General features: G+C 39.4%; 11 protein-coding genes and 1 tRNA gene. 4 read left to right on the forward strand and 8 right to left on the reverse strand.

Translation table 11 applies throughout. The features are described 5' to 3' along the window. Positions 1–37: 37 nt before the first annotated feature. The 5 genes from ACP14Y_RS02010 to ACP14Y_RS02030 form a co-directional block, all read right to left on the reverse strand. The gene (locus ACP14Y_RS02010; protein ID WP_349562788.1) at positions 38–784 is read right to left on the reverse strand and encodes a FadR/GntR family transcriptional regulator; all 747 of its coding nucleotides are present in this window, start codon (positions 782–784) and stop codon (positions 38–40) included. A 234-nt stretch (positions 785–1,018) separates the two neighbouring features. After that, positions 1,019–2,245, reverse strand: coding sequence for a hypothetical protein (locus tag ACP14Y_RS02015; protein WP_424961303.1), 1,227 nt, complete (start codon positions 2,243–2,245; stop codon positions 1,019–1,021). Next, entirely contained in the window at positions 2,229–3,239 is a 1,011-nt protein-coding gene (locus ACP14Y_RS02020; protein ID WP_424961304.1) for a Kelch repeat-containing protein, read from the reverse strand. The genes ACP14Y_RS02015 and ACP14Y_RS02020 overlap by 17 nt, the downstream gene beginning before the upstream one ends. Position 3,240: 1 nt before the next feature. Beyond that, positions 3,241–4,527, reverse strand: coding sequence for a DUF4270 family protein (locus ACP14Y_RS02025; protein ID WP_424961305.1), 1,287 nt, complete (start codon positions 4,525–4,527; stop codon positions 3,241–3,243). Beyond that, positions 4,524–5,276, reverse strand: a complete 753-nt coding sequence (locus ACP14Y_RS02030; protein WP_424961306.1) for a hypothetical protein — start codon at positions 5,274–5,276, stop codon at positions 4,524–4,526. Before ACP14Y_RS02030 ends, ACP14Y_RS02025 begins: the two co-directional genes overlap by 4 nt. A 424-nt stretch (positions 5,277–5,700) precedes the next feature. Between ACP14Y_RS02030 and ACP14Y_RS02035 the strand changes: the two genes are divergently transcribed. The 3 genes from ACP14Y_RS02035 to ACP14Y_RS02045 are packed head-to-tail and all read left to right on the forward strand — an operon-like array spanning position 5,701 to position 7,056. Then, positions 5,701–6,282, forward strand: a complete 582-nt coding sequence (locus ACP14Y_RS02035) for an RNA polymerase sigma factor (protein ID WP_424961307.1) — start codon at positions 5,701–5,703, stop codon at positions 6,280–6,282. A gap of 17 nt (positions 6,283–6,299) precedes the next feature. Next, positions 6,300–6,593, forward strand: coding sequence for a hypothetical protein (locus ACP14Y_RS02040; RefSeq protein ID WP_424961308.1), 294 nt, complete (start codon positions 6,300–6,302; stop codon positions 6,591–6,593). After that, positions 6,586–7,056: a hypothetical protein gene (locus ACP14Y_RS02045; RefSeq protein WP_424961309.1), complete on the forward strand. Its 471-nt coding sequence runs from the start codon at positions 6,586–6,588 to the stop codon at positions 7,054–7,056. The genes ACP14Y_RS02040 and ACP14Y_RS02045 overlap by 8 nt, the downstream gene beginning before the upstream one ends. A 4-nt stretch (positions 7,057–7,060) precedes the next feature. On the opposite strand, the gene ACP14Y_RS02050 is transcribed toward ACP14Y_RS02045, so the two are convergent. Then, positions 7,061–9,793, reverse strand: coding sequence for an outer membrane beta-barrel protein (locus ACP14Y_RS02050; protein ID WP_424961310.1), 2,733 nt, complete (start codon positions 9,791–9,793; stop codon positions 7,061–7,063). A 6-nt stretch (positions 9,794–9,799) separates the two neighbouring features. Next, the gene (locus ACP14Y_RS02055) at positions 9,800–10,204 is read right to left on the reverse strand and encodes a hypothetical protein (protein WP_424961311.1); all 405 of its coding nucleotides are present in this window, start codon (positions 10,202–10,204) and stop codon (positions 9,800–9,802) included. Between the two features lie 141 nt (positions 10,205–10,345). On the opposite strand from ACP14Y_RS02055, the gene ACP14Y_RS02060 reads away from it, so the two are divergent. Continuing rightward, positions 10,346–10,657, forward strand: coding sequence for a hypothetical protein (locus ACP14Y_RS02060; RefSeq protein WP_424961312.1), 312 nt, complete (start codon positions 10,346–10,348; stop codon positions 10,655–10,657). Between the two features lie 729 nt (positions 10,658–11,386). Here the strand turns inward: ACP14Y_RS02060 and ACP14Y_RS02065 are convergent. Next, positions 11,387–11,463, reverse strand: a tRNA-Thr gene (locus ACP14Y_RS02065). Between the last annotated feature and the right edge of the window lie 43 nt (positions 11,464–11,506).

Raw genomic sequence — 11,506 nt, forward strand, 5'->3', positions numbered from 1 at the left:
TTTATCTTGAATTAAATACGCGCATAAGTATTTTGAATTAGGTTGTTAATGATCCGTTTCCATTAAGTTGAATACCATCTTTTAATGTTTTGACGTATTCACTTATTTCCCTTAAATGCTCCTTTATCGCTTCCCCAGCCTTATCAGGGTTTCTATCTACAATGTGTTGTAAAAGTTGCTCGTGTTGCTCTACGGCCAATTCAGCTCTACCCTCCCCACAGACATTATGCTTTTTGAAATATTGCATTATATCAGGAGTAATAATTAACATGAGGGAATTGAGGACCGAATTCTTGCCTGCCTCAGCAATTTTGAGGTGAAAGAGCAAATCTTCCTCTACTGCATCTTGATTGTGCTCAATCTTCACTCGGTGAGCATTCAATGCATTTTTTATTTCGATAATATCTTCGTCTGATCTGTTTTGCGCAGCTAGTTGCGCGATGTTAGTCTCTAGGATTACCCTTGTTTCTACCAACGACTTGAAATCTCTTCCCTGAAGCCCAAGCATGTCAGTAATAAGACCCTCGAGTGCCGGTATTCCCATTCCTGCCACTACTGTTCCGCTTTGTGGTCGCGTTTTAAGGATACCGTAGAATTCAAGCTTTTGAAGTGCTTCTCTAAGATGTGTGCGGCCAACTCCTAATTTCTCACTCAACTTCCGCTCTGATGGCAAACGATCACCAGCTTTTAGTTGGCCGGATGTTATCAAATCCCTGATTTGTCTGATAATCTTATCAACCGGAGATTCAACTTCTATTTGGGAGAAATTATTGAGTATTTCCATTTGAAACTATCTAATTGGTCGACCAATTTATGGTGTACCAATTAAAATTCCAAAATATATAAGGGATTTATTATTAGATTTTTAATAAAACAGGTTCTAGTTAGATTCTTTTGCTGATTTTACAAATAGCTGATATAGACGCTAAATCCTCCAATACTATTATCAACAACAAAAAAACTCCACTCATTTGAGTGGAGTCTAGTCCTTCAATTGATCTTTTATTGTCTTTTATAATCAATCATATACCGATTTCCGAAACCATATATCCTTAAAAGACAATCCAATTGAAAATGAATGTTGTTGCTCGTATATCAGACCGTTCGACAAAGTCCCGTTATTTACATATTGATACGAAAGATTTATTAGTCCCCTTACTCCAATGGGTAAACCCAGTCCTGCGGAGAAGCTACTGTTCCAGTAGTTGATGCCTTCAATAGAGATATAATTATTAAATGTACTTGTCCCGATCCGATAACTCATTCGATCAAGGTACTCTTGTGATGTACGATCTTTCTGAAACTCTATCCCAGCTGATAATATAGTTCGATCTCTATAGCTATAATCATTCCCGTTTGTATTCATTCCCCATGGTTGATATTCATAATCTAAATTAATACTCAATGAACCATTATTTACACCTACTCCCAAACCATACTTAGGTGGTATTTTGATAGCACTACTGGCTCCAGTATAATTAAGGGTATCTGTACTGCTTTCAATAATTGTTTCATATGCAACTCCAGCTGATGTTCCATTGCTTAAGGTTGCCCCAAGAATGATTGTATTCTTTCCAAATGGAATTATATACTGCGCACCAAAGTCAAATAGAGCGGAAGTAAACCACTTATCTTCCTCTACCTCCAGGTAGGTTGACAATTCAGGCGAATAGAATGATTCTGTATGATTCATACTACCAAACAAGAAATTAAACCGTGCTCCTACATTAAGCCTTTCTGTCAGCTCATATCCTGCTCCAAAGTAAAACGAAGTTGTGCCACCTTCTCCAAGATGTCGGGCATCATAATTCCCAAGAACATTGTTCTCGGCATTTTGATCCGTTACGTCGTAAGAAGCATCACTGATTTTAGAAAAACCAAATGTCATGGCCATCCTCGAGGAATTTCTGAACCAGTAGTTTAATCCATTTATTCCTCCACTTGATGTATTAAGTGATTGTCCCTCTGATGATTGATTGAGAAATGAGTATGTAAATCCTACATCAAATATTTGATTATACCCCTGAATTGAATTGAGTGCTGCTGGGTTTTTAAGGTTTACATTTTCTGCTGAACGGCTTGCAATTCCTATATTGCCCATCCCCTCAAATGAGACCAATCCAGTATGCTCAAGGGAACCTATCCCGAAGACATTATATGCCGATCCGGAGATAGATTGTCCCTGAACAACGAAAGCTAAAATCAAGAAAAAGGCACTAAAAAGAGCCTTAATCGTATTCATCATAGTCTTCATATGGGTTATAGCTCCAGATATCATCATGCCTTAGTGAAGTACTTCTACCTGTGGCAACATAGCCTAAGCCATTTAGACTAAAACTCACCGCATCACCTCTATAGATTCCTTCAAATGATTGATTATCATCATCCCATGTATCAGTCTCTGGATCGTATGAATATGTACTTCCTAAATAGGAGTCAGCGGTACCCGTAGAGATGTATCCTTTGTTGTCAATAACAAATGTGGCCGCACTGTATCGGTTAATGGCAGCTAAATAGATATCATAATCATCGTGATCTGAGTTTAATGAAAGGTCAGTCCAGGTATCAGATGCTGCAGAATAGGCCCAGAAATCATTTAAGTATTGCCCGTTGTTTCTACCACCACTTATATAGGCGGTTCCGCCTATTACAAAAACATGAGCGCTCTCTCGTTTGGATCCAAATAAACTGATCTTCTGTTCCCAGGTATCAGTAGCGGGATCGTACATCCACAAATCTTTAAGATAATTGCCATCAAAACCAGTACCTACGTATCCTTTATCATCTATTGCAAAAGCTATAGCCGAATACCTGACACCCCCTCCAAAAGATACTTTTTGTGTCCAGGTGTTAGCTTCCGGATCATATTCCCAAAAATCATCCAATTCCTCAACTTCCAAATCAGCATTATATCCGGTTCCAACATAGCCCTTTCCATTTGCAGAAAAAGCCACTGCAGAAATTCTTCCAACCCCTGGAAATTCGGCCATCTCCTGCCAAAAATTTCTCGATGGATCATACCTCCAAAAATCTGTATTGTAATCATCTCCATCTGAGCCAAGCCCAACATATGCGTACTCTCCAATGGTAAATGAAACAGCGCTTGACCTTACTACTCCTTCAAAGTCGGATTGTTTTACCCAATTTCCGCTTCCGTCTGACCCATCATCTATATCTTCCTCCGTGCACGCAGCAAAAAAGAGACACAGCATTAATAGTTTGATTTTGTTCTTTAACATGTTATTCATTATTTGAAATAGTATATATTATTAGTTCACTATCGTAGGTTTGATCTCCCAGCATTATTGAAGTAGTAGTTGAATTAAATTCTGTCGTTTGAATCAGTAGGTAATAGTCATGATCCGTCAAGGGCTCAAGCAAGACATTTACTAAAGAAGAAATATCCATGGTGTAGAAGTTATCCCGATTATAATCTTCATCATGCTGAAGCGACAATGAATAATTTTCTCCGGTAACATCTACAAAATCACCATTTATATAAGTGCCAATGAGTGTCTCTGGTATTTCATTATCTCCGGTTTGTAGCCAGGATAGCTTTAATTCCGCTCCAGCCATTATGAAATCGTGATCATCCAGTAATAAATTCCGTACGTTACTCAAGTCGATTTTTATCGCATATCCACTTCCGGCCTGGATGTATGCGATATCATCAGTTACATTTGATAATGATTCATCATAGATATCTTCTATCTCCGCCAAAGCATCAATTGAATCTTCTGTTTGAATTTTGCTGTAGTGAGGACTGCCTGAAATGACAAAATCATACTCTACAACCTCTGGAGGGCTTTGTGATTTATCGCTCATCATCATTGTCATCTTAATGCTATCAGTAGCAAACCCAATGAAGCCAGACGGATCTTCAGCTATCGAAAGTTTAAATCCATTAAGATATTGTTGAAACTCATCCGTTAGTGTAAAAATCTCATGACCAGCAACTAATTTCCCATAAAGGTCTTGCCCTAAATTTTCATCAAGTGTAATTGACACTGTTGCTAGACGATCAGATTCAACATATATGGTATTCTCTCCCAATAACCTGAGATCATCCTCCACTCCATCTATTTCTGAGACATTGTATAATGACCCGGTGGAACGAAACTCCAGATCATTGCTAAGTTGATGTACTTGAATGGTATAATGTACCCCCTCATCCGGAACTCGATTAACATAACCATCCATAGGTAAGGTCAGCACCAATGAATCAAATTGGTAAGTATCGTCAATCACCAGGGTAGATTCATAAGTCAAATTAAAATAGCTTTCTGAAGTAATCTTACCTACTTCCATATTATGACTACCAATTAATAGCCTGCCGGTATTGCTGGTCACAATTGAGTCGAATTGTATTGTACTGATTTTTAGTGAAATTGTGTCAATTGCCGTCACCTCAAAATTTCCACTATCTATAAAGTCTTCTCCTAATACCGATGATTCAGAGCAAGAAATACCAACTGCTATAAATACGACCATTGCCAAAGGCACTGCAGTCCCGCTAAAATGTCTCATAATTCAACTTGATACCAGAATGAATTTGTTTGATTTGGAGTGACTCTTTGCGTGCCTGTTGGACCACTCCCCCTTCGTCCTCCACCTGGACGCATTCCTCCGCCACGTCCTCTACTTGCTCCACCCACTGAGGAGGGACTGCTTACATTAATAGGTCTAGTAGGACTGCTTAATTCAAAGCCAATGGCAATCTTCCCAATATCTTTTTTTGCCTTTTGCTTAAGCAGAGAAAGTGGCATCTTCAGTTCATATAAAAGATTACGCGTAGAGTCAAACCCGATCATCACATCAAGGTCAATTGCCAAATGTGATTTTCGAGTGATTTGCATGTCCTCGGAAAAAACACCTTGAACCATTATATTTTCCAGTTGCTTATCATCAAGCTCCCTTTCCCTTCCGGCATTTTGTTTATCTCTGTTTCTTTCTTTCTTGGGTTGCCTACCTATAACCGGATAGCTCAAACCGATCTCTCTATTCTTATTTCCATCAGGATCAATCCAAACAGTAAGACCTGAAGAGATTACATGCCTCTTAGCTTCATCTTCGTAAATTCTAGCCAGTACATACAAATTTTCCTGGTCGTATGTCACTCCATAAAGCATTCCTGCTTCTTTATCAAAATGAACCAGATGAGGCCAATCCTCATTGGATCCATCTATGCTCATGAGCTTGTCCGACTGTCGAATTTTATCAACGGAAGCACACCCAAAAACAAAAAATAGTAAACAGCTGATTTTTAATAGTTTCATAGATTTTTATTGATCTGATTCTGTATGTAAGTGTTTGCTCTTCATGTTGCTTGTGTATCGTTGCACCCGACATTGGCTATTGATTCTCAGTTAACTAAAAAAATCCCCACCTGAGATAAACCAAATGTCGGGCTGTACAGCAACGATATCACCCATGAACAACCACGTATTGAATAATATTAATTTTTAAGGGCTAAAGATTTAAGTGTATTCTGGTAGATTTATTGTCATCAACCTCACTACTGCTAGATTTCTCCATCTTGAATATTTCATTGTCCTTTAATTTTCATTTTAGACGCTAAATCAAATTGAATCCCTCGCAGTAACTTTATTTTTTTTTGAGTGCTTATATATTGTGACTTTGGGTCATTTTATGGATTATAAATATTTGTCCAGAGAGCTTCTTATTTACACTTTTATATAAATGATAGACGAAACAGGCTGCATAAAAGCAATTGGACAGGGCAGTGAAGATGCATTGGAGCAGCTTTATCATCATTATTGTGACCGGGTGTTCAATACAATCATTAGCTACACAAAAAATGAGGAAGATGCCGAAGAGCTATTGCAGGATGTATTTGTAACCATTTACAACACCGCTTCAAGTTTTCAATTCAACTCTTCGGTAAGCACCTGGATCTATCGTATCACTGTGAATAAATCGTTGGATTTTATCCGAAAGAAGAACAGTCAAAAGCGTTCCGGGATATTCACGTCCCTGTATGTAAAAGATTCGTCAGAGATCAAATATGAATCGCCTGACTTTGTGCACCCAGGTGTGAAACTGGAAAATAAGGAAGACGCGCTGCAGCTATTTAAGGCCATAGATTCGCTTTCAGAAAATCAGAAGACTGCCTTTATACTCACTCAGGTCGAAGGACTTCCTCAAAAAGAAGTTGCTGAAATCATGAAGCAAAGTCGAAAATCTGTGGAATCTTTGGTGCAGCGAGCAAAGGCGAGTTTAAGAAAAGAATTGGAAAAATTGTATCCTGAGCGAGGGAAATAATGTTAAAAAACGTCAAAATGGATATGGAACAAGAAAACCGGATTAACAAAGCAATGGAAAGCCTGGAAGGCATTCAACGAGCGAAAGCCCCTGCTGATGGTTTTGAGAAAATCCAGCAAAAACTGGCAGACCAGAGAATGAGACAGCAGCAACCCGCACGCAGCTGGATGAAAGTAGCTGCAGTAGTAGCATTGGTAGTTTGCTCAAACGCTTGGGCTATTTCGAATTATTTAACTTCCGAAAGTACTACTATCGAGGATTCCAACTATCCCCAATTAATGTCTGATTTTAACCTTTACGACTATGAATAATAAGCTTTATAAAATTGGATTTTTTGCTTTACTAATTATCAATATAGGGTTAGTTGTGCTATTCATCTTCAAGCCAAAGCCTCATATGCGACAAAGGGGAGCAAGAGAGCAAATAAGTCAGAAGCTTGCATTTAGTGATGAGCAGGAAAAACAGTTTGGAGAAATGGTAGAAATACATCGACAAGCTATTCGTGAAATTTTGAAAGAGGAAAGAACACTGGTTCGTTCCTATTTCGAGCAGCTTTCCATAACTACTGGTTCTGAAGACAAGGAGCTGCTCCTTCGTCAAATTATGAAGTTGAAAAAAGATAAAATCGTTCTCACCTACAATCATTTTGAAAAGCTAAAAAGTATTTGCAACGAGGAGCAGTTGGCAAAGTTTGATGAAGTGATTGCAGATGTCATTCCCAGGCTTGCCGATTCTCCTGGAAGACCGATAAAAAGACGAAAACAAAGCGACTAAATATTTATCCTTTGAAACTCCTAAGCTGATAAGTAAACGTCAGCATGAAATAGCGCTGAAGCACCTGGGTTTGACTCTCCTGCACGTATTGGGCCGTGACTGTCTGATCAAAGCTTTGGTTTTCACCTAGCAAGTCGAAGACAGACAACTCTAATTCTCCACGACTGTCCTTCAAGAACTTCTTGGCAACCCCCATATTCCACAGGGTATACTGCGTATTAAACGAATCATTCACACCATTATACTTCTGAAACAGGGTTTCATTTCGAAAAACAAACCCCTTTGGAAAAATCAAATTAATCGTAGATCCAACAGTCTGCGTATAGTATTGACTATTTGATTCTGACTGAATGGAATTATAAACCCTGCTACCCGATAGCTGATAATACAAATTGTAGTCAATATTCTCACTGATATTACTCACCAAGCCAACCTTTACGTCAGCTGAATAAGTTTTCGCAATGTTAAGTACATCATTTGTAATACCTGGAAGCCGTGTATAGCTCACCCCGACAGATACATTCAAGTTATTCTTAATGGGCGAGATCAATATTCCGTAGGTCGTATTATTGCGAATCGACCAATAACCATCGAGATTAACCGGTGTGGTTAATTGAGCTCCCTCCACCAAAGAGATACCTCCTGAAGTGACCGAGTCTGCCTGGATTATAGTAGTGCTGTTGCCTATATAATCACTACTTGTCGCTATACTGGTTCTATTAGCAAGGGTAGCGTTCGAGTCAAAGAAGTTTTTCTGAAGACCCATTTGCAGCGAGTGAGTATAGATTTGATTAAGATCTGGATTTCCCACCGAAAGGAAAAGCGGATTGCTATTGTCAATTACATTTTGTAGCTGGCTGGCAGAAGGCTCAGTCGTTGAGGTTGAATATCTGGCGAAAAAATTACCGCTCTCTCCTAAATCGATCCTGCCTAATATCGAAGGAAGGAAATTGCTAAAGCTCCGATTAGAATTTTCTGCCATAGGTAAAATCTGTTCATTATCCAACGTAGCATATTGATACATCAGAGATACATCAAAGATGTTCCCGAACTTATTGTTAGAATAACGGATCCCGGGAAGATGTTTCGTGTATCTACTTTCAAAGTTGTTAGATAACTCTTCGCTAAAGGTTTCAGCTCCGGTTGCTTCGGTGATTACAAACGTTTCCTTATCTGATTTCCTCAGTGCATTGCTCAGTTCGTAACTCATCGACACTTGACCTGTAGTACCGACAGGTTCTGTATATGTAATCCTTGAGCCCAGAGAGTATTGTGCCTCATCCGTGTTATACTCAATAAGCGAATCAAGTGAAAGATCCTCGTACAAGTTCTCTCTTTTTGTTGGATTGATTTGTGTGTTGAGGTCAAAAGATAACGTCCTGCCAATCTTACTGAATTTATGTTGGAAAATAAGATTGTTACTAAAGTTGAATGATGTATTCGAACTTGAGTAATTATTGAATGTTTCGTTAAGCAATTCTCCACTTTGATTAGTGGTTTCACCAAGTGTTACTTCCGTACTCTCATTGTCTTGATAGCTGAAGAAAGACCGTACCAACAGGTTGTTATTATCATCAATTTTGTGATTGGCTCTTAAGTTCAGGCGATGGTTGGAATTGTCTGTGACAGACTGGAGATTCTCCGAATAATATTGCGTACCTCCACTTAAAAACGATTCACGATTGAGCAGTTGATCATTATTATTTCGTGTCTGATTAAAGAAATAACTTCCTTCAAAAGAGGTATTACTGCCCCAATCATCCGTAAGGTTTAATCCTACTGAATTGGTTCGGGTAATTCCATCTTGTGTGCCAGTAATGAACGCCTGATTTCCACCTCCACGAAAACCACCTCGACCGCCTCCACCACTTACACCTATCAGATCTTCACTACCGAAGTTCTGCTGGTTGATGTTGTTGGTCATGCCCAGAAAGGTGAGCCGTTGATCTTCGTTGAAAGAATTGATCGTAGCACCTGCTTTGTACAACTCATTTTCACCGTACCCAGCGTAGATTTTTCCAAATTGACCGTTTCGTTTGTCTTCTTTGGTCACCACATTCATTGTCCAGGTGGTATTACCGTCATCAAATCCGGTAAACTGGGCCTGGTCACTTTCCTCATCGTAGACCTGCACTTTATCAACGATATCTGCAGGAATCGTATTAAGAGAAAGCAGTGGATCCTGTCCGAAAAATCGCTTCCCATCCAGCAGTACTTGCTCTATGCTTTCACCATTGGCACTTACACCATCACTATCCACAACTATTCCAGGCATTTTGCTAACCAGGTCTTTAGCTGAAGCATCCGGATTGGTTTTATAGGCAAGCGCATTGTATTGGGTAGTGTCCCCTATTTGCTGTACAGCGATTACTTCTCCTTCCACTACCACTTCATCTAAATTAGTTATCTCAGGCTCCAGGGATATAGTGCCCAGTGATTGGTCCGACATAGTAACTCTTAAGAGTTTAGTATATGATGTATAACCTACATTCGATATTCTCAATCGATAAAATGCACGCTCAAGGTTGGAGACACTAAACCTTCCATCGCCATCAGCAACGGCAAATTTTGACCGGGTGGAATCTTTGATATTTACCATCAGGACAGTCGCACCGATGAGTGGAGATTTATCTGAAGCATCCACTACTGCACCGGATACAGATAGTTCTTGTTCCTGAGTAAAAGCAATGTATGAATTGAATAAAAAAGTGAGGATTGTAAATGAAATTACTCTCATATCAACTTAATTTTTCCCGTCATCATCATCTCTCCGCTCCCTTCTGGTTCGGCTGATACTCTCGTAGATTTTAAACTGATCTTCATTCAACACATCAGCGATCAATTCATCTTTTTCCTTTCTCAGCGCCTCCATTTTCTCTCTTCGACTTTCTCTGTCAGTACTCTGGCGCATCTCTTCCATGGACTCCTGAAGTGTCACTGCGAACTCTGCATAGATGCCATCGAGCAACAATTTTTGATCATCTGTAAGGTCTTCGACTTTGCTATAAAGCGTTTGTTTTTCCCGCTCGATCATCTGCTCCGGACCACCGCCAGGCCTTCCTCCCCGTCCACCTCCAGGAGGTTGTGCAAGCATAGAAATTGAAATACCAAGAAAGAGGATTAACATGCTGTTTTGAAGTGCTTTCATTTTAATTGAATGTTGATTTCCTCTTTAGACTCCAAAACGAATTCAATCCCTCGTAAGGAATCAATAAAAATACTTCCGAAAAAATAAATGTGAACGAGGGATTCGAAAGAGGGATACGTCTAAACTAGAAAATAAAAGGACATGAAAAAGACAATTAAATTAATCGCAGTAGCAGTCATATCATTTGCCATGATCGGATGTGCTTCACAGAACAAGCAGAAAGAAAACAACAATCAGGAGTCTACTAGTCAAAGAGGACGACAACAAGGGACTCCCAGTTATTCACAGCTTTTGACTGAGATGGACACCAACAAAGATGGCAAACTTGCAAAAAGCGAGATAAAAGGACGCTTAGCAAATGACTTTTCAAAAATTGATAGTAATAGCGATGGGTATATAACCGAGAGTGAATTTAAAAACGCTCCACGACCTCAGAGAGGAGGTGGAAGATAATTATTTTGGTTGATTAGGTAGTAGTAGTTGAAAGGGCCTGAACATTTTGTTCGGCCCTTTTTTATGTAGGTTAAATTCTTCCATAGGCAATAATTACTAAAGATTCAGAGGTTGAGAACCTCACCGATGATGTTTTATAAATGTGCTACAAGGAATCTTCAAGGTTGTTTAATACATCGATAATGAAGTGGATACATGCGATAGTTACCTTCACATCTAATTATCAATCAACCAGTAAAAATTGTGGAGAAGGAAAGAAAACCTATAGACCCGTTATTGGCAGTGCATGAGAGCGATCTAACACTCATAGAAAAAATTGAAATATTTGAAAGACAACTACTACAACAGGCACAGACTCTGAGAAATAAAATCAAACAACATAAATTAAAGTTAGAAGGAGATCGTTTTTAGCACACTGTATAGGTGTTCTTACCTTCATATTACTCCGTCTCACATCAACTGCTTCATAGGTAGTTTTGAACCAAATGCTCCTACAAAGGACGTTGGACCTCATCCAAAAAAAACATAAAAAAACCCTGACGAGATAAATCTGTCAGGGTTTGAAGAGCCCCCAGACTAGCCGTCCGCGTCGGATTACTCATACCCTCCTCCATGCCACACAGCCCCTCGTGAATGCTTCGCATTTCGAACCTGATTGTTCACCTAAACAGGTCGTTGGTTCTCATCCGTGTAAAGACACAAAAAAACCCACTCGTTTGAGTGGGTTTGTGGAGCCCCCAGTCGGATTCGAACCAACGACCTACTGATTACAAGTCAGTTGCTCTGGCCAGCTGAGCTATGGAGGCAGTTTTTTCAACTTATTTCGCTCCTCACTTTTGAGGCGTTCAA

Source organism: Ekhidna sp. (assembly GCF_965247405.1).
Lineage (GTDB): Bacteria > Bacteroidota > Bacteroidia > Cytophagales > Cyclobacteriaceae > Ekhidna.

Excerpts from the sequence above, each read along its gene's own strand:
- ACP14Y_RS02010 (WP_349562788.1), bottom strand. The coding sequence starts at position 784 with ATGGAAATACTCAATAATTTCTCCCAAATAGAAGTTGAATCTCCGGTT.
- ACP14Y_RS02015 (WP_424961303.1), bottom strand. The coding sequence starts at position 2,245 with ATGATGAATACGATTAAGGCTCTTTTTAGTGCCTTTTTCTTGATTTTA.
- ACP14Y_RS02020 (WP_424961304.1), bottom strand. The coding sequence starts at position 3,239 with ATGTTAAAGAACAAAATCAAACTATTAATGCTGTGTCTCTTTTTTGCT.
- ACP14Y_RS02025 (WP_424961305.1), bottom strand. The coding sequence starts at position 4,527 with ATGAGACATTTTAGCGGGACTGCAGTGCCTTTGGCAATGGTCGTATTT.
- ACP14Y_RS02030 (WP_424961306.1), bottom strand. The coding sequence starts at position 5,276 with ATGAAACTATTAAAAATCAGCTGTTTACTATTTTTTGTTTTTGGGTGT.
- ACP14Y_RS02035 (WP_424961307.1), top strand. The coding sequence starts at position 5,701 with ATGATAGACGAAACAGGCTGCATAAAAGCAATTGGACAGGGCAGTGAA.
- ACP14Y_RS02040 (WP_424961308.1), top strand. The coding sequence starts at position 6,300 with ATGGATATGGAACAAGAAAACCGGATTAACAAAGCAATGGAAAGCCTG.
- ACP14Y_RS02045 (WP_424961309.1), top strand. The coding sequence starts at position 6,586 with ATGAATAATAAGCTTTATAAAATTGGATTTTTTGCTTTACTAATTATC.
- ACP14Y_RS02050 (WP_424961310.1), bottom strand. The coding sequence starts at position 9,793 with ATGAGAGTAATTTCATTTACAATCCTCACTTTTTTATTCAATTCATAC.
- ACP14Y_RS02055 (WP_424961311.1), bottom strand. The coding sequence starts at position 10,204 with ATGAAAGCACTTCAAAACAGCATGTTAATCCTCTTTCTTGGTATTTCA.
- ACP14Y_RS02060 (WP_424961312.1), top strand. The coding sequence starts at position 10,346 with ATGAAAAAGACAATTAAATTAATCGCAGTAGCAGTCATATCATTTGCC.